This is a genomic window from Nocardia otitidiscaviarum, assembly GCF_007362295.1.
Lineage (GTDB): Bacteria > Actinomycetota > Actinomycetes > Mycobacteriales > Mycobacteriaceae > Nocardia > Nocardia otitidiscaviarum.
Window position 1 is genome coordinate 5,072,112 of sequence record NZ_CP041695.1, and the last position, 21,884, is coordinate 5,093,995.

General features: G+C 70.4%; 19 protein-coding genes. 7 read left to right on the forward strand and 12 right to left on the reverse strand.

The window, feature by feature from the left end:
- The first annotated feature begins 29 nt into the window (after window positions 1-29).
- The gene (locus FOH10_RS22725) at window positions 30-1,616 is read left to right on the forward strand and encodes a FadD3 family acyl-CoA ligase (RefSeq protein ID WP_244961333.1); all 1,587 of its coding nucleotides are present in this window, start codon (window positions 30-32) and stop codon (window positions 1,614-1,616) included.
- Here the strand turns inward: FOH10_RS22725 and FOH10_RS22730 are convergent.
- From FOH10_RS22730 to FOH10_RS22750, 5 genes are read right to left on the reverse strand one after another with little or no spacing between them, the layout of a single operon-like run.
- The gene (locus FOH10_RS22730; protein ID WP_143982246.1) at window positions 1,602-2,234 is read right to left on the reverse strand and encodes an ABC transporter ATP-binding protein; all 633 of its coding nucleotides are present in this window, start codon (window positions 2,232-2,234) and stop codon (window positions 1,602-1,604) included. The two genes, FOH10_RS22725 and FOH10_RS22730, sit on opposite strands and share 15 nt — an antisense overlap.
- Entirely contained in the window at window positions 2,234-3,145 is a 912-nt protein-coding gene (locus FOH10_RS22735) for an ATP-binding cassette domain-containing protein (protein ID WP_186000556.1), read from the reverse strand. The genes FOH10_RS22730 and FOH10_RS22735 overlap by 1 nt, the downstream gene beginning before the upstream one ends.
- A complete protein-coding gene (locus FOH10_RS22740) occupies window positions 3,142-3,963 on the reverse strand; it encodes an ABC transporter permease (RefSeq protein WP_143982247.1) in 822 nt (273 codons plus the stop codon). The genes FOH10_RS22735 and FOH10_RS22740 overlap by 4 nt, the downstream gene beginning before the upstream one ends.
- Entirely contained in the window at window positions 3,956-4,909 is a 954-nt protein-coding gene (locus FOH10_RS22745) for an ABC transporter permease (RefSeq protein WP_244962112.1), read from the reverse strand. The genes FOH10_RS22740 and FOH10_RS22745 overlap by 8 nt, the downstream gene beginning before the upstream one ends.
- 50 nt (window positions 4,910-4,959) lie before the next feature.
- Window positions 4,960-6,567 carry an ABC transporter substrate-binding protein gene (locus tag FOH10_RS22750; protein ID WP_143982249.1) on the reverse strand — a complete coding sequence of 536 codons (1,608 nt, stop codon included), beginning with the start codon at window positions 6,565-6,567 and terminating at the stop codon, window positions 4,960-4,962.
- Window positions 6,568-6,646: 79 nt separating this feature from the next.
- Here FOH10_RS22750 and FOH10_RS22755 point away from each other — a divergent pair, with 79 nt between their 5' ends.
- Window positions 6,647-6,982, forward strand: a complete 336-nt coding sequence (locus FOH10_RS22755; protein WP_143982250.1) for an ArsR/SmtB family transcription factor — start codon at window positions 6,647-6,649, stop codon at window positions 6,980-6,982.
- 27 nt (window positions 6,983-7,009) lie between these two features.
- Here FOH10_RS22755 and FOH10_RS22760 read toward each other — a convergent pair whose 3' ends face one another.
- Window positions 7,010-7,852: a patatin-like phospholipase family protein gene (locus tag FOH10_RS22760; RefSeq protein WP_186000557.1), complete on the reverse strand. Its 843-nt coding sequence runs from the start codon at window positions 7,850-7,852 to the stop codon at window positions 7,010-7,012.
- A 129-nt stretch (window positions 7,853-7,981) separates the two neighbouring features.
- Between FOH10_RS22760 and FOH10_RS22765 the strand changes: the two genes are divergently transcribed.
- Window positions 7,982-10,450 carry a molybdopterin-dependent oxidoreductase gene (locus FOH10_RS22765; protein WP_143982252.1) on the forward strand — a complete coding sequence of 823 codons (2,469 nt, stop codon included), beginning with the start codon at window positions 7,982-7,984 and terminating at the stop codon, window positions 10,448-10,450.
- Between the two features lies 1 nt (window position 10,451).
- Here the strand turns inward: FOH10_RS22765 and FOH10_RS22770 are convergent, their stop codons facing one another.
- From FOH10_RS22770 to kstD, 3 genes are read right to left on the reverse strand one after another with little or no spacing between them, the layout of a single operon-like run.
- Window positions 10,452-11,267: an SDR family NAD(P)-dependent oxidoreductase gene (locus tag FOH10_RS22770; protein ID WP_143982253.1), complete on the reverse strand. Its 816-nt coding sequence runs from the start codon at window positions 11,265-11,267 to the stop codon at window positions 10,452-10,454.
- Window positions 11,268-11,323: 56 nt separating this feature from the next.
- Window positions 11,324-12,055 (reverse strand): glucose 1-dehydrogenase, encoded by a 732-nt coding sequence (locus FOH10_RS22775; protein ID WP_039811373.1) that lies wholly within the window; start codon window positions 12,053-12,055, stop codon window positions 11,324-11,326.
- 1 nt (window position 12,056) lies between these two features.
- Complete coding sequence (gene kstD / locus FOH10_RS22780; protein ID WP_143982254.1) at window positions 12,057-13,736, reverse strand: 3-oxosteroid 1-dehydrogenase; 1,680 nt, start codon at window positions 13,734-13,736, stop codon at window positions 12,057-12,059.
- Window positions 13,737-13,989: 253 nt separating this feature from the next.
- On the opposite strand from kstD, the gene FOH10_RS22785 reads away from it, so the two are divergent.
- On the forward strand, window positions 13,990-14,742 hold the full coding sequence (locus FOH10_RS22785; protein ID WP_039811476.1) for a glucose 1-dehydrogenase: 753 nt from the start codon (window positions 13,990-13,992) through the stop codon (window positions 14,740-14,742).
- A gap of 22 nt (window positions 14,743-14,764) precedes the next feature.
- The gene (locus FOH10_RS22790) at window positions 14,765-15,724 is read left to right on the forward strand and encodes an alpha/beta hydrolase (RefSeq protein ID WP_143982255.1); all 960 of its coding nucleotides are present in this window, start codon (window positions 14,765-14,767) and stop codon (window positions 15,722-15,724) included.
- Window positions 15,725-15,744: 20 nt separating this feature from the next.
- Here FOH10_RS22790 and FOH10_RS22795 read toward each other — a convergent pair whose 3' ends face one another.
- Both FOH10_RS22795 and FOH10_RS22800 read right to left on the reverse strand, forming a co-directional pair.
- Window positions 15,745-16,962, reverse strand: coding sequence for a glutamate ABC transporter substrate-binding protein (locus FOH10_RS22795; protein ID WP_051037001.1), 1,218 nt, complete (start codon window positions 16,960-16,962; stop codon window positions 15,745-15,747).
- 153 nt (window positions 16,963-17,115) lie between these two features.
- Entirely contained in the window at window positions 17,116-17,532 is a 417-nt protein-coding gene (locus FOH10_RS22800) for a DUF4189 domain-containing protein (protein WP_244961334.1), read from the reverse strand.
- 206 nt (window positions 17,533-17,738) lie between these two features.
- On the opposite strand from FOH10_RS22800, the gene FOH10_RS22805 reads away from it, so the two are divergent.
- Window positions 17,739-18,962 carry an RtcB family protein gene (locus FOH10_RS22805; RefSeq protein ID WP_143982257.1) on the forward strand — a complete coding sequence of 408 codons (1,224 nt, stop codon included), beginning with the start codon at window positions 17,739-17,741 and terminating at the stop codon, window positions 18,960-18,962.
- Window positions 18,963-18,984: 22 nt separating this feature from the next.
- On the opposite strand, the gene FOH10_RS22810 is transcribed toward FOH10_RS22805, so the two are convergent.
- Entirely contained in the window at window positions 18,985-19,467 is a 483-nt protein-coding gene (locus tag FOH10_RS22810) for a hypothetical protein (protein ID WP_039811385.1), read from the reverse strand.
- A 252-nt stretch (window positions 19,468-19,719) separates the two neighbouring features.
- Between FOH10_RS22810 and FOH10_RS22815 the strand changes: the two genes are divergently transcribed.
- Window positions 19,720-21,840, forward strand: a complete 2,121-nt coding sequence (locus FOH10_RS22815; protein WP_143982258.1) for a RecQ family ATP-dependent DNA helicase — start codon at window positions 19,720-19,722, stop codon at window positions 21,838-21,840.
- Window positions 21,841-21,884: the final 44 nt, after the last annotated feature.

The following is a 21,884-nucleotide window of genomic DNA, read 5'->3' on the forward strand; positions in this document are numbered from 1 at the left end:
CGGGCGGGGTGGTGCGGCAGGATGGGCGCATGGATCGGCGGGACGAGTCCATGGGCGATACGCGGCTGACGAGTATTCCCGCGCTCCTCGCGGACCGGGCACAACAGTTCCCGGACGTGCTCGCCATCGCCGGGCCCGACGGCCGGATGACCTACGCCGAACTGGCGGACCATGCCCTCGAGGTGACGCGGGCGGCCATGGCGAGCGGGCTCGGACCCGGCGACCGGGTGGGGATCTGGGCTCCCAATGGCGCGCGCTGGATCGTCACCGCGCTGGGACTGCTCGGAGCGGGTGCGGTGCTGGTGCCGATCAACACCCGGTTGACCGGAGTGGAGACGGCGGAGATCCTGGCGCGCGCCCGGGCGCGGGCGCTGTTCACCGTGCGCGGCTTCCTGGGCAACGACTATCCGCGGCTGCTGGCGGAGTCGGGCCGGGTGCTGCCGACCCTGCGGAGGACGGTGGATATGAGCGCCGCCGGGGAATGGCGCTCATTCCTCGAATCCGGCTCGGGGACACCGGCTGCCGCGGCCCGCGCGCGGGCGGCCGCCGTCGACGCGCACGCGATCTCCGACATCCTGTTCACCTCCGGCACCACCGGGGCGCCCAAGGGCGTGCTCGCCACCCACCGGCAGACCCTGGAGGTGTTCGACCGCTGGGCCGACGCGGTCACACTGCGGCACGGCGACCGCTGTCTGCTGGTCAATCCGTTCTCGCACACCTTCGGGTACAAGGCGGGCATCATCGCCTGCCTGCTGCGCGCCGCCACCATGATCCCGGTCCCCCGCTTCGACGCCGATGCGGTGCTCGATCTCATCGCGCGCGAACGCGTCACCATGCTCGCGGGCGCGCCCACCCTGTTCACCGACCTGCTGCGCCGCGACCGCACCGGCCGCGACCTGAGCTCGCTGCGGCTGGCCGGAACCGGCGGCGCGCCCATCCCCACCGAACTGGTCGAGCGCATTCGCTCCGAACTCGGTGTGCCGCACGTCTATACGGCCTACGGCCTCACCGAATCCATCGGCGTGATCACCGTCTGCCCGCCCGACGCACCCGCCGAACTGGCGGCGACCACGGTGGGAAAGGCCGTCCTCGACACCGAGATTCGCCTGGTGGACCGCGACGGCGCACCCGTCGCGGCGGGCGTGCCGGGCGAGATCACCGTGCGCGGACCGAATGTCATGCGCGGCTACCTCGACGACCGGGAGGCCACCGCCGCCGCCATCGACACCGACGGCTGGCTGCACACCGGGGATGTCGGCACCCTGGACGCGGACGGCTACCTGCGCATCACCGACCGCCTGAAGGATGTGTTCATCGTCGGCGGCTTCAACGCCTATCCCGCCGAGATCGAGCGAACCCTGCTGGGACATCCCGGAATTCGCGATGTGGCGGTGGTCGGCATCCCGGACCCCCGGCTGGGCGAGGTGGGGCGGGCGGTGGTGGTGCCCACCGACCCGGCCACCGCCGATGCCGACGCCATCCTGGGATGGGCACGCACCCGGCTGGCCGGATACAAGGTGCCGCGCGAGATCACGTTCACCGACGCGCTGCCCCGCAATACCGGCGGCAAGGTGATGAAGAACCTGCTGCGCGCACCGGCCTCACGACCGGAGTGATCCGGACTCGATGGTCGCCACCCGCGTGCAGCAGGCGTCGAGCAGTTCCCCGTCGTGCGATACCACCAGCACCCCGATGCCGTCGGCGGCGGCACGGTCCATGAGCAGCCGCACGATGGCCGCCGTGGTCGCCGCGTCCAGCATGGCGGTGGCCTCGTCGCACAGCAGGTAGCGCGGCCGCTGCGCCAGGGCGCGCGCCACGCACGCGCGCTGCAACTGGCCGTCGCTGACCTCGTGCGGGCGGCGCTCCAGCAGATCCGGTGTCAGCCCGACCGCCCCGGCGAGCGCGGTGACATCGGGGTCGCGTTCCCCGCGGATGCGGGCCGGTTCACCGATGATCCGCGCGAGGGTGAAGCGCGGATCGGCCGCCGTGCGCGGAGATTGGAAGACGACGCCGACCGCACCCCGCAGCGCGCGCGGCAACGGTTGCCCGTCGAGGGTGACCACGCCGGAGCGCGGTGCCACCAGGCCCGCCAGGACGCGCACGAGAGTGGTTTTCCCGGAACCCGATACCCCCGCCAGGCCGACCACCTCCCCGGGTGCGACGGCGAAGTCCACCGCGTCGAGCACGGTGTCACCGCGCCGGTATCCCGCGCTCACCGCGGTGGCCGCCAGCATCACCGGCTCCGTTCGCGCAGCAGGCGCGGTCCCCGCGCGGTGAGGGTCGTCGGTCCACCGAGGTAGTGGCAGCGTTCGACGGTCAGGTCGGTCAGCTCCGGGCTGGGATGCGGCAGCGGCCGCAGTCCGCGCGCGGGCAGCGCCGCCAGCAGATCCCGCGTGTACTCGTGCCACGGATCGTCGAGCAGTTCCGCGGCCGGTCCGGTCTCCATCAGGTGGGAGGCGTACATGACCGCCAGAGTGTCGGCGATTCCGGTGCGGATGAGCGCGGCCAGATCGTGGGTGATGAGCAGGACCGCCGCACCGTGGTCGGCGCATTCGCGCAGCAGGCGCAGCACGTGGTCGGTGCGGTCGCGATCCAGTCCGGAGGTGGGTTCGTCGGCGACGATCGTCTCCGGATCACCGGCCAGTGCGGCGGCGACGGCGGCGCGCTGCGCCATACCGCCGGACAGTTCGTGCGGATAGCGGTCCAACGCCTCGATCGGGAAGCCGACGCGCTCGGCCAGGTCGGCGCAGCCGTGCGGGGAGCCGAGCCGGTCGAGCGTCTCGAGGAGCTGCGCCCCGACGGTGCGCACCGGGGTGAAATGCGTTGCCGGGGACTGCGGTACCAGTCCCACATGCCGACCCCGGTAGGGCTCGTCGGTGGTGCGCACATCGAGCTGCCGGTCCCCGGCCGGGACGCGGATGACCCCGCCGATCTCGGCGTGCGGCGGCAGCAGACCCAGCACCGCACCGGCGACCACCGATTTGCCGCAACCGGATTCGCCGACCAGGGCGGTCACCCGGCCGCGCGGAACGTCGAGCGTCACGTCGGTGGCCGCGTGCACGACGCGCCTTCGGGGCAGCGGGATGCGCACCGTGAGCGCCGCGATGGCGAGTCCGGCGCGCAGGACGGGATCGACCAGGGTCATGACAGCAGCCTCGCGGGTTTCGGGGGAATGAGCCTGGCGCGCAGCGCCGATCCGGCGACCGCCACCGCCACCGTGGTGACGACCAGCACGCCGGCCGGGAACGCCAGCGTCCACCAGCCGCCCAGCAGCAGTGAGGAGCGCGCCTCCTCCAGCAGGGTGCCCAGACTCGGCGCGTGCGGCGGCAGACCGAAACCCAGGAACGACAGCGTGGATTCGTGCCACACCGCATGCGGCAGCAACAGCACCACCGCGATCAACGCCTGCGGCGAGACGGCGGGCAGCACGTGCCGCAGCAGCAGATACCCGGGTCCGGCACCGGCGAGCCGGGCGGCGGCGAGGTAGTCGTGTTCGCGCACGCTCAGTGTCTCCGCGCGTACCACGCGGGCGACCTGCACCCAGTGCGTGAGCGCGATGGACAGCACCACGGCGGGCACGCTGCCGCGGAACAGCGCCACGATGACGATGCCCAACAGCAGATGCGGCAGCGCGTTGGTGGTGTCGGCGACACGCATGACCAGCCGGTCCACCCAGCCACCCGCCAGCGCGGACGCGGTGCCGACCAGCGTGCCGAGCACCGTGGCCAGCAGCGCCGAGGCCGCCGCCACCAGCAGTGAGACGCGGATGGCGGCGGCCACCCGCACGAACAGGTCACGTCCGGCGGCGTCGGTGCCGAACCAGTGCGCGCCCGACGGCGCCCGACGGGCCGCCGCGAAGTCGGTGAGCCGGTCGTCGATGCCGAACAGCCACGGCACCAGCAGCGCATAGGCCGCGACCGCGACGAGGACGGCGGCCGCGATGCGGAAACGTCGGTCAGCCATCGGCACGCACCCGCGGATCCAGCAGTACACAGGCGATGTCGGCGAGCAGCGAGCCGAGCATGACCGCGGCCGTGGTGCCCACGGTGAGCAGGGCCAGCAGCGGCATATCCAGATCGGTGGCCGAGTCGACGAACGCGCCCGCGATGCCCGGCCACGAGAAGATCTCCTCCACCAGCACCGCGCCCACCACGAGTTCGGGCAGCCGCACGCCCAGGATGGTCACGAACGGAGCCAGCGACATGGGCAGGATGTGGCGGCGGGCGATGGTGGCCGCGTCCACGCCGCGCGCCATGGCTCCGGCGACGAAGTCCTCACTCCGGTTGTGCGACACCGATTCCCGCACCGCCAGCAGCAGCCAGGGCAGCTGCGACAGCGCGAGCGCCGACGCGGGCAGCACCAGATGCCGGAGCACCTGCGCCACATCGGGGTCGGCGCCGGCGTCGGTGAGTCCGGCGGGCGGCAGCCAGCCGGTGCCGACGGCGAAGATCCCGATGGCGGCCAGGGCCAGCACGAACGGCGGCAGCCCCTGCACCACCACGCAGGCGGTGCTGACCGCCCGGTCCACCAGGCCGCCGCGCCGCATCCCGGTCCACGCGCCGAGCGTCACCGCGACGAGAACGGCCACGGTGAGCGAGACGCCGACCAGCAGCACGGTCCACGGAATGCGTTCGGCCACCACCTGACTCACCGGCTGACCGTAACCTCGGGACATGCCCAGGTCACCGGTGAGCACGCGGCCGAACCAGCGGCCGAGCAGCTGGTACCAGGGGGTGTCGAGGCCCAATTCCCGTGCCAGCAGCGCCTTGTCGGCTTCCGAGGTGGTCTCGTAGCGATTGCCCAGATAGCCCGCCAGCGGATCGAAGGGCGAATACGCGGCGGCCGCGAAGAGTCCGGCCGCCACCGCCGCCAGCACCGGGATCAGTGTGAGCAGCCGGAAGCCGATCATTCGGGGCAGCCCCCGGTCCCGAAACCGGCTGCGCCGCGGCGTCACCGAGGTCACGGGCGCCGCGTCCAGGTGTGCAGGGACCACCAGGGTCCCCATGCGACGCCGTGCGTATGCGGTTCCAGCACGGGGCCCGACATCACCCAGTTCGAATCCCTGGTCACGTAGGTGTGGTCGAGGAAGGCCAGGAACACATAGCTCGGGTCGGCGATGTAGGCGCTCTGCACGTCGCGGTACGCGGCGGCGCGGACGGCCGGATCGGTGCTGCGGCGGGCCCGGTCGAGGGCGGCGTCGACGGCGGGGTCGGCGTGGCGGCTGGCATTGTCGTAGACGCTGCCCACGGCCGGGTCCAGGTAGGCCGAGTGCAGCGTCTTGTACGCCTGCGTATCCGGATCGTAGGGTTCGTCCCCGCCGCCGAGCAGAATGGCGTCGCGTTCCACCCGCGGCTCGATCCGATCCCAGGACAACCCTTCCAGATCCACCTCGATGCCGATGCGGCGGGCATCGGAGGCGAACGCCTGCGCCAGATCGCGGCGCAGGGTGTCGGTGGACTTGTACATGACCGTGAACGCGGCCCGCTGACCGTCCCGCACGCGGATGCCGTCCGGTCCCGGTCGCCACCCGGCCGCGTCCAGCAGTGCCGCGGCCCGCTCCCGGTCGAAGTCGAATGTCGCCGCGGGATTGTGGGCTTCGCCGTACACCTCGGGAATCGGCGTATAGGCCGGGCGGCCGTAGCCGCCGAGCACATTGTCGATGACGGCGCGGCGGTCCACCGCCAGATTGAGCGCCCTGCGAACGGCGGGGTCGCCCGTCACCGGATGTCCCGAGGGCAGCGAGACGCCGCGCCAGTCGGCGGAGGTGTTGGCGGACACCGTCATTCCGGCGCGGTCGGCGAAGGTGCGGGCCAGCAGCGGTGGCAGCGTGGTGCCGTCGAGTTCACCGGCGGCCATGCGCTGCGCGCGGGTGTTGTCGTCGGGGACGTAGACCAGCGTGACCTTCCGCACCGCGGGCGGGCCGTCCCAGTAGTCCTCGTGCGCGACCAGCACCGCGCGTTCCGGGGTCAGTTCGGTCAGGCGGTACGGCCCGGTGCCGACGGGGGCGGTGTTGAGCGGGGATTCGGCGGCCGGGCCCGGGGTGGCGACCGCCTCCGACGGCACGATGCCGATGAGCAGCTTGGTGGGGAACGCGGCGTAGGGGTAGCGCAGGGTGAAGCGCACGGTATCGGAGTCGACGGCGTCGACGCGCTCGATCATCTCGTAGGAGGAGCGCACCTCGGAGGCGGAGGCGGGGTCGAGAACGGCGCGGTAGGTGGCCACCACATCGGCGGCGTCGAAATCCGTTCCGTCGCTGAACTTCACCCCCGGCCGCAGATCGACGGTCCACACCGTGGCGTCGGCGGCGGCGACCGGCGGCGCGATCGCCAGCGCCGGATCGAACTCCGGCAGCCCGGGGCCGCCGCGCAGCCGCAGCAGCCCGTCGTACATCTTGGCCTCGCCCGCCGCGCCGTATCCGGCGATCGGGTTGTAGCCGCCGAGTTCGTATCCGTCGGCGAGGACCAGCGACCCGTCGTCGGTGGTCGTCGGCGCACCGCACGCCGACAGCGCGGCGGTCAGTGCGAGCAGGACACCGACGCTGCGCGACGTCCGGGAGCCAATCCTCATCGAGAGCCTTTCAACTGTTCACCTGTTCAGGTGAACAGATAATAGGGCCTGGCGTTCCGACGCGACTACCGTGAGGGCCATGGGAGAACCGCGGTCAACGAAGGGGTCACCGGTTCAGCGCGGACAACTGGCGCTGCGCGGCGTGGACATTCGCGCCTGGGCGCGCCGCTTCGACCTGCTCTCCGATCCCGGCCGCCTGGAGATCCTGCTCTGCCTGCACCGCTGCCCCGGCATCACCGTGGGCGAACTCGCCGCCGCCACCGGCCGCACCGAGAACTCGATCTCCCAGGCGCTGCGGGTCCTGCGGCACGAGAACTTCATCACCTCCACCCGCATGGGCCGCGCGGTCGCCAACCACCTCGACGATCCGATCATCCACGAGGTGCTGCACAACATCGGCGCGACCCACGACTGACGCCACCGCGCAGCTGCGCGACACCTGTCAGCGGGCGGGCCAGACGTCTTTGAGCGACGTGGCGGCGTCGGCGGATTGGCGGACGCCGGATTCGAAGGCGGGGGTGAGGGCGGCGACGGCGAAGACGTCGGGCCCGAAGGCGGCGACGGCGGTGGCGTCGGGGACGACGGAGATCTCGCGGGCGGAGCCGAGGTCGCGGTCGGCGCGGGTGCGGGGGAACATGTGCGCCAGGGGTTCGAGGATGACGACGACGTCCGCGGGCAGGGCCAGATCGGCGTTGACGGTGGAGCGCAGGCCCCCGTCGATGTAGGTGCGGCCGTCGATGGGGATGGGCGGGAGCACACCGGGAACCGATGTGGTGGCGGCAAGGGCCTCGGGCAGGGTCGCCGCGTCGCCGGGGGTCCAGGTGCGCAGGTCGCCGGAGTGGGCGTCGATGGCGGTGAGCACGATATCGCGGTCGGGCCAGTCGTCGATGCCGACCACGGCGCGCATGCGGTCGATGTGCACTCCGGGCGCACCGACGTCCGCCGCCATGGCCAGCGCGCCGATCTTGCGGCGGGCGTCCTTCGGGGCGATTCCGGGTTCGGTCATGATCGCGAAGATCTCCCCCAGCCGCGCCGGATCCGCTCGCAGCGGCGGCGCGTCCGCGGGCGGCGGGGTCAGCAGGCGGATGGGGTCGGCACCGGCCGCGAGCACGGTGCCCACCACCGCACCCGCCGAGGTGCCCACGAACCGATCGGCGAGCCCCAGGTCGATACCCGCCTCACGCAACCCGACCGCCAATCCGGCGAGCCACGAGATACCCACGGGTCCTCCCCCGCCCAGTACGAGTGCGATGCGAGATCCCTTGGGCGACACCGGTCCAGCCATGGATCCCACGGTACCGAACAACCGCCGCCGACCGGGGCGTTTGCCCATCGCCCTTGTATACCGATCGTTATACTGCAATCATGCGTCTACGAAGGAACGTTCTGTCCGTTCACCGAGGAGGAGACCGTCATGGCATCGGCGCGAAAGACGGCGTGCATCCTGTGCGAATGCAACTGCGGGCTGGAGATCGAGGTCGAGGGTCGGCGGCTGGCCCGCATCCGCGGCGATAAGGAGCACGTCGCCTCCGGGGGCTACACCTGCGAGAAGGCGCTGCGGCTGGACTACTACCAGAGTTATCCGCACCGCCTGACCCGCCCGCTGCGGCGCGAACCCGACGGCAGCTACACCGAGATCGACTGGGATACCGCCGTCACCGAGATCGCCGCCCGGCTCAGCGCGGTGCGCGACACCCACGGCGGCGACAAGATCTTCTTCTACGGCGGTGGCGGACAGGGCAATCACCTGGGCGGCAGCTACGCGCAGGCGCTCCAGGCCGCGGTCGGCGCGAAGTACTACTCCAATGCGCTGGCGCAGGAGAAGACCGGCGAGATGTGGGTGGACGGCAAGCTCTACGGCGGCCACACCAAGGGCGATTTCGAACACGCCCGGGTGGTCGTGTTCGTGGGCAAGAACCCTTGGCAGTCCCACAGTTTCGCGCGGGCCAGGCCGGTGCTGCGGCAGATCGCCGCCGATCCGGACCGCACCATGATCGTCATCGACCCGCGCCGCACCGAGACCGCCGAACTCGCCGACATCCACCTCCAGGTCGCGCCCGGCACCGACGCCTACTGCCTGGGCGCGCTGCTCGGCGTGCTGGTGCAGGAGGACCTGCTCGACCACGACTTCCTCGACGCACACACCACGGGCGCCGACGCCGTGCTCGCGCAGCTGAAAACCGTTGACGTGCCCGAGTTCTCCCGCCGCTGCGGGGTCGACGAGGAGCTGATCCGCGCCGCCGCGCGCGCCATCGGCACCGGCGAATCCGTCGCCACCTACGAGGACCTCGGCATCCAGCAGGCCCCGCACTCCACCCTGTCGTCGTACCTCAACAAGCTGCTGTGGATCCTCACCGGCAATTTCGGCAAGCCGGGCACCATGGCCCTGCACTCGGTGCTGGCCGCCGTGGCGGGCAGCGCCGCTCCCCCACGCACCGCACGCACCCGGCCGCCGTCATTGCCGGACCGGGCGCGCAAGACCCTCGGCACCGCCGCCACCCGCGCCGTTCCGCTCGGCGCGACCACGCTGTCGGCCACCCTCGGCGCACTCACCGCCCTGCCCGCCGGTGCGAAACTCGCCGACACCGCCGCCGAGAAACTGGTGACCGCGGTCGCCCCCATGGCCGGTGGCCTGCTGGGCGGCGCGGGCGGGGTCAGCCAGCCCGGCGGTGCGCGCCGCACCCCGGTCACCGGCGCGCGCATCATCGCGGGCCTGGTGCCGTGCAACTCCATCGCCGAGGAGATCCTCACCGATCACCCCGACCGCTTCCGCGCCATGTGGATCGACAGCGTGAATCCCGCACACTCCCTGGCGGATTCGAAAACCTTCCGGGCCGCACTGGACGCCCTCGACCTGGTGGTCGTGGTCGATGTGGCCTTCACCGAAACCGCCCGGCACGCGCACTACGTGCTCCCCGCGGCCAGCCAGTTCGAGAAGTGCGAGGCCACCTTCTTCAATTTCGAGTTCCCGCACAACACCTTCCAGCTGCGCGCCCCGCTGCTGCCGCCGCTGACGGGCACGCTGCCGGAGCCGGAGATCTACGCGCGCCTGCTCACCGCGCTCGACGCCGTCCCACAGACCACCCTCGCGCGGCTGCGTACCGCCGCCCACGCCGGACGCCACGCCTTCGCGCTGGCCTTCTTCAGTGCCGTCGCCGCCGATCCGACGCTGATGCGGCTGGCGCCGTACGTGCTCTACGAAACCCTCGGCCCGACCCTGCCCGCGGAGTTGCGCGGGGCGGCCGTGCTGTGGGGCATCGCGCACCTGTGCGCCCTGGGCAATCCCGCCGGGGTCGGCCGCGCCGGGTACCGCGGTCCCGGATTGGCCGCCGGGGAGCAGCTTTTCGAGGCCATCCTGCACGGCCGCTCGGGCATCACGTTCACGGTCGACGAATGGTCCGACACCTGGAACTACGTCCGCCGCCCGGATCGCCGCTTCACCCTCGAGATCCCGGAACTGCTGGCGGCTTTCGGAGAACTGGCCGACGCGCCGGACCGGGCCGATCCCGACTACCCGTTCGTCCTGGCGGCCGGTGAGCGCCGATCCTTCACCGCCAACACGATTTTCCGCGATCCGGCCTGGCGACGCCGCGACGCCGACGGCGCGCTGCGGGTGAACCCCGAGGACGCGCGGCGGCTCGGCGTCGACACCGGCGACCGGGTGCGCGTGGTCACCGAGGCGGGAGCGGCCCCGGCCGTGGTCGAGGTGACCGATACCGTCCGACCCGGCAATATCACCCTGCCCAACGGTCTCGGCACCGATGACGACGGTCGGCGCGCGGGCGTGGCTCCGAACGAGCTCACCTCCCTGCACCACCGCGACCCGATCGCCGGAACGCCGTGGCACAAGTACGTTCCGGCGCGCATCGAGGTGCTCGCCTGAGTCAGATCTCCTTGCGCATCTGCGCGGTCAGCGGCTTCATGTAGCCGGAGCCGAGCAGGCGCTGCATCCAGTTCATGGCCTTGGCGTCGGTACCGATGAGAATGAGCGGCTTGTTCTTGCGGATGCCGTTCAGGATGGTCCGGGCGCACTGCTCCGGCGACGTCTTGGCCAACCGGTCGAAGTTGGAGGCCAGCGCGTCGCGATCACGATTGGCCGACGCCCTTGCCTTCCAGGCGATCTCGGTCTTGATCATGCCCGGGTGCACACTGCTGACGCCCACCCGGTGGCCCGCGATGATCATCTCCTGGCGCAGCGCGTCGGTGAACGCCCGCATGGCGAACTTCGATGAGCTGTAACCACTTTGGCTCGGGCAGGCGACCAGCCCGAACATGCTGGAGACATTGGCGATATGCCCGTCACCCGAGGCGATGACATGCGGCAGGAACGCCTTGGTGCCGTGCGCCGTACCCCAGAAGTTGATATCGAAGATCCACTCGAAGTCCTCCCAGGTGACGTCCTCGATATTGGCGGTCAGCGAGACACCGGCGTTGTTGACGACCAGGTTCACCGTGCCGAAATCGGCCACCACCGCATCGGCGTGCGCGTACACCGCCGCGCGGTCGGTGACGTCGAGCCGATAGGCGCGGGCCTTCGCCCCCTCCTGCTCGCACAGGGCGGCGGTCTCGGCCACACTGTCGAGAGTGCGCCCCGACAGCGCGAGCGCCGCCCCCTCGCGGGCCAGTTCGAGGGCCAGCGCCCGGCCGATACCGGCCCCGGCTCCGGTGACGACGGCGACCTTGCCGTGGAAGCTCTGCATGGGAATGTCCTTGTCTCGCAGTGGCGGAGTCGCACGATGGCGGAACAGCGCCGGTCTTACTGGGTGGTGAAGCCGCCGTCGGCGACGAATTCCGCGCCGGTGGAGTAGGAGGACTCGTCGGAGATGAGGAACAGCACCAGATTCGCCAGCTCCTCCGGGGTGGCGGGGCGCGCGATGGGCTGCGTCGCCGCGATCGACCGCGAGCGATCCGACGCCGCCGTCATCTCGGTGGCGACGATGCCGGGATGCACCGAGTTGACCCGGATATTGTCGGCGGCCAACTCCTGCGCCGCCGTCTTGGTCATCCCGCGCACCGCCCATTTGGAGGCGACGTAGCCGAGGATATCGGCATAGCCGATGAGCCCCCCGGTGGAGGAGATGTTCACGATGGACCCCACGCCCGCACGGCGCATGGAGCCGATCACCGCCTTCATCCCGAGGAAGACGCCGACCTGGTTCACGTCGACGACCCGGCGGTAGTCGGCCTCCGACAGCTTCTCGATGGGGTCCACGTGCACGATGCCCGCGTTGTTGACCAGCCCGGACACCGGCCCGAACCGCGCCTCGGCGGTGGCGATCACGGTGGTCCAGTCGCCCTCGTCGGTCACGTCGAGCGGGAGGAACAGCGCGGCGTCACCGATTTCGGCCGCCACCGCCCGCCCCGGCTCGACCAGCACATCGGCAATGGTCACCCGCGCGCCCTCGGCCGCGAGTCGGCGCGCGAAGGCCGCACCCATGCCGCGCGCCCCGCCGGTGATCACGACGTGCTTATCGTCGACGCGTCCCATCTCAGCTCTCCTCGTGTCGCGCCGACCGCGAGTCGGCCAGGTGATTGGCGGCGATGAAGCCGAACACCATGGCGGGCCCGATGGTCGCGCCCGCACCGGCGTAGTCGTTGCCCATGACGGCGGCCGAATTGTTGCCCGCCGCATAGAGTCCGGCGATGGGCTCACCGTCGTGGTCGAGCACCCGGGCGTACTCGTCGGTCACCAGGCCGCCCTTGGTGCCGAGGTCGCCGGGCACCATCTCCACCGCGTAGAACGGTCCGCGCTCGAGCGGTGCGAGGGTCGGGTTCGGGCGCACGGTCGGATCGCCGTAGTACCGGTCGTAGGCGGAATCGCCACGGCCGTAATCCTCGTCGCGACCGGCGCGGGCGAAGTCGTTGAACCGCCGCACGGTGGCGGTGAGCCGGTCGGCGGGCACCCCGATCTTGTCGGCGAGTTCGGCCAGGGTGTCGGCCGAGGTGATGATGCCCGCGTCGTAATACTTCTGCGGCAGTGGACGTTTCGGGAAGTTGCCGAGGAACAGGTAGCGGTCGCGGAAGTTCTGGTCGAAGATGAAGTGCGCCGGGATGCTGCCGGTGCCGGCCGCTTCCATCTCGTACATCCGGTGCACCACGTTCACATACGGCGCGGATTCGTTGACGAACCGTTCCCCGTTGTCGTTCACCATGATCGCGCCCGGCTGCGAGCGCTCGGCCAGGCAGAAGAACGGCGGTCCGTCGGGATTGCGCACCGACGGGCCCCACCAGGCGTCGTCCATCAGGTCCACCGCGCCGCCGACCTTCTGGCCCGCCACGATGCCCTCCCCGACGTTCTCGGTCGCGCCCACGGTCCAGTCGGTGGACTGCGGTCCGGACAGGTACTGCTCGCGCATCTCGAGGTTGTGTTCGAAGCCGCCCGCCGCCAGCACCACGCCGCGCCGCGCCCGGATGACGACGGAGCGACCCTCGTGCTCGGCCCGCACCCCGACCACGGCGCCGCCCTCGGTGACGACCTCGGTGAGCGGCGTGCTCAGCCACACCGGCACGCCCGCGTCCCGCAGCGACAGCCACAGCCGGGCGGCCAGGGCCTTGCCCAGGCTGAGCGGCAGCGCACCCCTGAGCAGGTTCAGCGCGGTACGCGCACCCACCTTCACGGCCGTCTTCTTGCCCGCCCAGGTGCGGGCGATCATATTGAGGTCGTGGAAGTCGCTGACCGTGATGGCGATGCCCTTGGGCGCGGACATGGTCGGCTGATTGATCTTGTGCAGATCCGCGCCCAGCAGCCGCCCGTCGATGGGCGCGGGCTCGATACTGCGGCCCTGTGACAGCCCGCCGGGGAACTCCGGGTGATAGTCGGAATAGCCGCGGTCGTAGACGAACTCCCAGTAGCGCGAGCGAGCGCCCAGATAGCGGAACATCTCCGGCCCGTGATCCAGGAAAGCCCGCTGCTTGGCCTCCGGAACGCGGTCGCCCACAACGGCTTTCAGATAGGTGCGGGCCATCTCCGGGCTGTCGGGCACGCCCGCCGCCTGGAGCACCGGATTGTTCGGCACCCAGATACCGCCGCCGGAGCGCGCGGTCGAGCCGCCGAACAGGCGACTCTTCTCGATCAACGTCACCGACAGCCCGCGGTAGGCGGCGGTGAGCGCGGCGGTCATCCCGGCCGCGCCGGAGCCGACCACGACCACATCGAATTCGAATTCCACAGTTCTCGAGTCCTTTTCAGTTACCGCAGCCGGTGCGCGGGCCGCCGTGGCACGGCGGGACGACGGCAGGCGGGGACGCGGGTTGTGAGATCGACGCTAAGGCGGCCCCCGGTGCCCGGCACGATGTGGTCCCGACCACTGGGACACCCCCGTGACCACGGGGTATGCGTGCAGAACTATTTCGGACAGGCATAACCCCACCCGACCGCGGTGGCGGCGCGACGGACACAAGGACATGGAGCAGGGAAACGACATGGTTGATCTGAACGGCAAAGTCGCGCTCATCACGGGCGCCGCCCGCGGCCAGGGCGCGGCGGAGGCACGGCTGTTCGCGTCACGCGGGGCGCGGGTGGTGATCACCGACGTATTGGCCGCCGAGGGTAAGGAGCTAGCCGAATCACTCGGGGCGGCGGCACATTTCGTGCACCACGACGTCACCGACAACGACAGCTGGAACACCGCGGTCGGTGAGACCGTCTCGACCTTCGGCAAGCTCGACGTACTGGTGAACAATGCCGCGATCTACACCATGAAACCGCTCGTGGAGACCTCCACCGAGGAGCTGGAGCGGATTCTGCGGGTGAACCTGGTCGGCGCGTTCAACGGCATCAAGGCGGTGGTCGGGCCGATGACCGAGGCGGGCGGCGGCTCCATCGTCAACATCTCCTCCCAGGCCGGGATCGAGGGCCTGATGAACCACTCCGCCTACGGCTCCTCGAAGTGGGGGCTGCGCGGACTCAGCAAGATCGCGGCGCTGGAGCTGGGACCCGTCGGCATCCGCGTGAATTCGGTGCATCCGGGGCCCATCGCCACCCCGATGGTGCCGTATCTGACCACCGGTCCGGGCAGCTTCCCGACGCTGCCGCTGGAACGCACCGGACTGCCGGAGGAGGTCGCCGAGCTGGTGGCCTTCCTCGCCTCCGACGCGGCGGCCTACATCACCGGCGCGGAGGTGACCGTGGACGGGGGTCTGGCGGCGGGCAAGTTCATCCCGCGGAATCCGTAGCGACCCCGGTGAGGAATTCGTGATGCCCCTCTCCCCCGAATGGCGATCCTTCGTCGACGCCGCCGCGGCGGCCTTTCCCGCTCTCGGCACCGAGGTCTGCGACGCCGCCGCGGCGCGGGCCTTCCTGGCCGCCCGGCCCGCGCCGGTGGTGGAGCCGATACCCGTTGCCGGGGTGGAGGATTGGCTGATACCGGGGCCACCGGACGCCCCCGAGGTGCCGGTCCGGCTGTACCGGCCGCTACACGCCGAGCGGGTGCCCGCCGTCGTGGTCTTCTACCACGGCGGGGGGTTCGTCCTGTGCGGACTCGACAGCCACGACCGGTTCTGCCGGACCATGGCCGACGCGGCGGGCGTGATCGTGGTGTCGGTCGACTACCGGCGTGCCCCCGAGGCCCGCTTCCCGGCCGCCGCCGACGACGCCTACGCGGTCCTGCGCTGGGTGGCCGACCACGCCGAAGCACTCGGCGGCGATCCGGCCCGCATCGCCGTCGCCGGTGACAGCGCCGGCGGCAATCTCGCCACCGTCGCCGCCCTCCGCGCCCGCGACACCGGCGGCCCCGACATCGCCTTCCAACTGCTGCTCTACCCCATGCTCGACCCGGCCTGCGACAGCCCCTCCTACACCGACAACGCCGAGGGCTACTTCACCACCGCCACCCACCTGCACTGGTACTGGCAGCAGTATCTGCGCACCCCCGCCGACGCGAACCACCCCTACGCCAACCCGACCCGCGCCGACCTGTCCGGCCTGCCACCCGCCCATATCGTCACCGCCGAATTCGACCCGCTGCGCGACGAGGGCGAGGCGTACGGCCGCCGCCTGCGCGCGGCCGGGGTGGACACGGAGATCCAGCGCTGGGACGGCACCGTCCACGGCTTCATGTCCATGGCCTGGCACCTCCCGGAGACCGGACGCGCCAATGCGGCGGCCTTCGCCGCCCTGCGCACCGCCCTCACCCGCACCGCACCTGTGACCCGATAGACCCGAGGCCGCCGAGCCGCTCAGGGTTCGACGAAATCGGCGGCGATGGAACACAATCGCCACTCGCCGTCGCGGCGGACCATGGTGCCGGTGTAGTCGATGTCCTTGAAGTACTGGCGGTACTTCTCCGGGATATCGGTGAACGATTCGTGCGCCAGGTAGGTGGCCGAATTCGGGCTGGTCTGGGTGATGCCGGTGATCGTCTTGGTGAAGCCCGCCGATCGCACCTCCGGGCCCAGGGTGCGGTCGTACTGCGGGGTGTACTGGATGACGAGATCGTCGATGTCCTGGGCGGTTTCGGGGCAGACCAGCTGCTGGAAGCCCTCCCAGTCCTGGGCGTTGAAGGTCGCGGCGATGGCCTCGGTGATGCGGACCAGCTCCGGATCGAGCTGAGTGCGGTCGCCGGGGGCGATCTCCTTGTCCGGTGCGTTGAAAACCGGTGGGGGCGGCAGGGTTCGGTGGCCGGACGGGCTGATATTGGCTTCGATGGCGCGCCGCCAGCTGCCGTCGTCGATCATCATGCGGATGGCCCGGGTGATGCGGGCCTGCATGTCGATGTCACCTTTGCGGACGCCGACGCCGTAGCGCTCCCGGGTGAAGCGATGGCCCACCACGCGCAGGGTGCCGGGATGCTGCGCGGCGTATCCGGCGAGGATCACGTCATCGGTGGAGACCGCGTCCACCGTGCCGGTGAGCAGGTCGGCGACGCACTGCACATAGGTGTCGCGGGTGACCAGATCGGCGCGGGCGGCGAAGTCCTTGCGGATCTTGTCCGCGGAGCTGGAGCCCTCCGCGGTGCAGACCGTGCGGCCGTTGAGGTCCTCGGGACGTTCGATCTTCCGCTCGCTCTGCCGGACCAGCAGATCCTGGCCCGCGACCAGGTAGGGCCCCGCGAAGGACACCTGCTGCTGGCGACCCGCGGTAATGGAGTAGGAGGCGACCACGAAATCCACCGCCCCCGAATTCAACAGGCGCTCGCGGTCTTCCGAGCGCGCTTCCTTCCAGACGATGTGCTCGGGCGTGACACCGAGCTTGCCCGCGATGTAGGTGGCGGTGTCGGCGTCGAAACCGCGCGGCACGCCGTCCGGCCCCATGACCGACATCCCGGGCTGATCGAATTTGATCCCGACGGTCAGCGACGGGGGCTGTTGCGGCGGCACCGCGGGTTCACTCTCCTCACCGCAGGCCGCGACCGTCAGACCCACGGCGATCACACCGGCGAGGCTCACACCTTTCATCGACAACGCTCTCCTGTCTGCGGTGGTTCGGAATGCGTAATCTGGTGGCGCAATGGGCAACCATCGTGCATCCAACCATTCGACAGCGGAAAACTCGGCGAACTCGAATACTTCCGACGTGAATTCCTCCGAATATCTACGCCGATTCGCCCGCTAGGACGCGTTTGCCGTACAGGCGGAGAGCACGATCTGGGCGGGTCGCGGGGAGGCACTGCCGAGATCGGGGAATGGCGGATGCGATTCTCCCAATCCGCCCACGGCGGCCGCCTCGGCCTCGGTGCGCGTCGGCGCGGCCGCCCACCCGTACCGACCGTCCGCACCCCGGGCTACCGCACCGCATCCGTCACTGAAGCGCAGCACGATTTCGCAGTCGTACACATTGCAGTCCTTGATGGCGGCGGCGTCGGCGACGACCCGACTGGAGGTGTCGGTGGCGGCGACCACCACATTGTTCAGCCGGGAAATCGCGATGGTGCCGTGCTGTCCCGCGGCCTGCGCGGGCGCGGCGAAACCCAGTGCGCAGACGGCGACGGCGGCGGCGGTGACTGCGGCACTACGAGCGAGCGACAAGAGAATCTCCACTATTTCAGAAGCGATCGAACGAGGCGATGCTAGACGAATCCGGCGACACCCGGAAAGCATTCGGTCGCCGAAAAGCGCCGTCGCGACGGCAGACCGGCACAGCGCGACGCCTTCACCCGGCCCGATATTCGGATGCGCGCACGTCCACTCGCTCCTTACGGTGGAGCTGTTCGAAAAAGAGGAAGGACCGAACGATGTTTCCCGTCGAGCTGCGCGGAACGCGCGCGCAGACGCTCATGTGGGCGCACGAGCACGAAGTCGACCCCGCCGCCTTGCGGCAGCTGCGCACCATCGCGCAACTGGAATGGGTGCACGGCGTGCGCGTCATGCCCGATGTGCACCTCGGCAAGGGGGCCACGGTCGGATCCGTCATCGCCATGCGGGACGCGGTCGCGCCCGCCGCGGTCGGCGTCGATATCGGCTGTGGCATGGAGGCCGTGCGCACCTCGCTGACGGCCGCGCAGCTGCCCGATGATCTGCTGTCGCTGCGGTCCCGCATCGAGGCGGCGGTACCGGTCGGATTCACCGCGCATCGGGAGCCGGTGAATGTGCGGCGACTCGAGGCTGAGATACACGGCCAGCGTGCGGCGGGCACCACGTTGCGTTCCGGCTGGGAGCGCTTCTGGAAGTCCTTCGGTGCGCTGCATTCCGGAGTCCATTCCCTGGAATCCAAGGCGCACAAGCAGATGGGTTCGCTGGGATCGGGCAACCACTTCGTTGAAGTCTGCCTGGATACCGAGCAGAGTGTATGGATTCTGCTGCATTCCGGGAGCCGGAATATCGGTAAGGAACTCGCCGAGCGGCATATGGCCATCGCGCGGGCACTTCCGCACAATCAGGATCTGCCGGATCGGGATCTGGCGGTATTCCTCTCCGGGACCCCGGAAATGGCGGCGTACCGGCGGGATCTGACCTGGGCGCAGGAATACGCGGCGCGCAATCGGGCCGTGATGCTGGCGCTGGTGTGCAAGGCCGTGCGGGATGAATTCACCGGAGTCGACGTGCGTTTCGACGAGCCGATCTCCTGCCATCACAATTATGTGGCGGAGGAGATCGTCGACGGGGTGCCCATGCTGGTGACGCGGAAGGGCGCCGTGCGGGCGGGCGCGGGCGATCTGGCGCTGATTCCCGGATCCATGGGTACGCGGTCGTATGTGGTGCGGGGCAAGGGAAATCCGGCCTCGTTCCAGTCCGCGTCGCACGGTGCGGGCCGCCGGATGAGCCGCAATGCCGCCAAGAAGCAGTTCACGGTGGCCGATCTGATCGCGCAGACCGAGGGCGTGGAGTCGCGCAAGGACGCCGGGGTGATCGATGAGATCCCCGCGGCGTACAAGGACATCGACCAGGTCATCGACGCCCAGCGCGAACTGGTCGACGTCGTGGCGACGCTGCGCCAGGTGCTGTGTGTGAAGGGCTGAGGTGTGCCGTGCGGGCGCGGGCTCAGCGGCGCAGCAGTGCGCCCACGATGCCCGCGCCCAGCAGCATGAACCCCGAGATGAGCGCGAAACCGTAGGTGACCCAGGCGTGCAGCGCCACCGTCATCTCACTGGAGATGAGCGGCAGGTCCCCGATCAGCCGGAAGGTGTCGTCGGGGAACAGCAGGTGCAGCACGCCCGGGAACACACCCCACACCAGGCTCGCCACCATGGTGCCCAGCGGTGAGTAGGCGGCCAGCACCGCCACCAGCATGAGCAGCAGCGAGCCCACGATGATCTGCACCGACGCGGTGAACCGGTCGGTCACCGCGCCGACGATCACCCAGTAGCGGATATCCAGCCCGCCATTGGCCGCCAAGGCGATTCCGATCGGCGTCATCACCAGTCCCGCCACCACCCCGGTGACCGAGCGCGACGTCGCGGAACCACTGGTGAACTGTGTGCCCGGCGGGCTCCACCCCGCAGGCGACGGAAATTGCTGACCCATGACGCCTCCCATCCGCCCCCGGGACGCGCCCGCCGGTCCCCGGTCCCCCCATTGTCCGGCACCGAGCCTCGACCCGCCCGATCTTGACCGCACCGCAACGAAGTCTCCCGTCATTCGGTACACCGGATCGCACGGTCGAGATGTCGCCGTGCCGTCGAACCATCGACCGAAACGCCTGGAAGCGGTGCGCGAGCGGGGGAAGGGGTGCGGGAAGCCCCCGCTGGCGGTCGGTTGTCGGCGGCGTGAGGCACCATGGAGCGCGTGACCCCGACCAACGCGACCTCTCCGACCGAGACCAGTGCGGCGCTGCGGGACGACGCCGAACGGCTGCTGCGCGAACTCGCCGGGCCGTCGGCGCGGCTGCGGGAGGATCAGTGGACCGCCATCGAGGCGCTGGTGGTGCGACGGCAGCGGGCGCTGGTGGTGCAGCGCACCGGCTGGGGCAAGTCGGCGGTGTACTTCATCGCGGCCAAACTGCTGCGGGCGGCGGGACGCGGCCCGACGGTGATCGTGTCTCCGCTGCTGGCGCTCATGCGCAACCAGGTCGCGGCCGCCGAGCGCGCGGGCGTGGTGGCGGCCACCATCAACTCCGGCAATGTCACCGAATGGGACGAGATCCACGCCCGGGTGGCCGCGGGCGACGTGGACGTGCTGCTGGTGAGCCCGGAACGCCTGAACAATCCCGACTTCCGCGACGCGGTGCTGCCGAAACTGGCCGCCGACGCCGGACTGGTGGTCGTCGACGAGGCGCACTGCGTCTCCGATTGGGGCCACGACTTCCGGCCGGACTACCGGCGCATCCGCACCCTCATCGCCGACCTCGGCTCCGATGTGCCGGTCCTGGCCACCACCGCGACCGCCAACGATCGCGTGGTCACCGACGTGGCCACCCAGATCGGCACCGATACGCTGGTGCTGCGCGGCAGCCTCGATCGGGAATCGCTGCGGCTGTCGGTGGTGCGCATCGCCGACGCGGTCGAGCGCACCGCCTGGCTCAGCCAGCACCTGCGCGCACTGCCCGGCTCCGGGATCGTCTACACGCTGACCGTCGCCGCCGCGCACGACCTCGCCGACGTGCTGAATTCGCACGGCCACCAGGTCGCCGCCTACACCGGCCAGACCGAACCCACCGAGCGCGAAGCCCTCGAGATCGCGCTGTTGAACAACGAGGTCAAGGCGCTCATCGCCACCTCGGCACTGGGGATGGGCTTCGACAAACCCGATCTCGGATTCGTGGTGCACGTCGGCGCGCCCTCCTCCCCCATCTCCTACTACCAGCAGGTGGGCCGTGCGGGGCGCGGTACCGAGCGCGCCGAGGTGGTGCTGCTGCCCGGACCGGAGGACCGGCGCATCTGGAGCTACTTCGCCTCGGTCGCCTTCCCTCGGGAACATATCGTGCACTCGGTGCTGGACAGTCTGGACCGGGATCGGCCGCTGTCCACCGCCGCGCTGGAACCGCTGGTCGAACTCAATCGCTCGCGCCTGGAGATGGTGCTCAAGGTCCTGGACGTGGACGGCGCGGTCAAGCGGGTGCGCGGCGGGTGGATCGCCACCGGCGAACCCTGGGCCTACGACACCGAACGCTATGAACGGCTCGCCGCCGCCCGCGACGCCGAACAGCAGGCCATGATCGACTACCAGGCCACGGCCGAATGCCGGATGAATTTCCTGCGGCGGCAACTGGACGACCCGGGCCTCACTCCCGATTCCCCCGGCTGCGGCCGCTGCGACAACTGCACGGGCACCCGCCCGGATACCGGCGTGGACACCGCCCAGGTCGCCGAGATCCGAGCCCGTCTGGACCGGCCGGGTATCGATCTGGCCCCGCGCAAGCAGTGGCCGACGGGTATGGCCAAGCTCGGAATCTCCCTGTCCGGCAAGATCTCCGACGGCGCCGAGACCGGCCGCGTGCTGGGCCGCCTGAGCGATCTCGGCTGGGGCCAGCGGCTGCGCGCCCTGCTCGACGCACCGGACGGCCCGGTGCCGGACGAGGTCTTCCGCGCCTGCACGGTGGTACTGCGCGAATGGGATTGGGCGCGGCGCCCCACCGCCGTCATGGCCCTGGAATCACCCACCCACCCGATTCTCGCCGCCTCCCTGGCCGCCCGGCTCGCCGAGATCGGCCGCCTGCGCGACCTCGGCGTCCTGCACCTGCGCCCGGACCTGCCCCCGGTCTCGGCCGTCAACTCCGCCCACCGCGTGGCCGCCCTCCACAATGCCTGGGAGACACCGGATCTCACCTCGGTGGACGGCCCGATCCTGCTGGTCGACACCCTCACCGACACCGGCTGGACGTTCACCATGGCCGCACGCGCGCTGCGCGCCGCCGGAGCCGACGCGGTGCTGCCGTTCGCCCTGGCCACCCCCTCCTGAACCCGCCGGAGGCCGATGCGCACACCGGCCCCGCTACGTGTGCG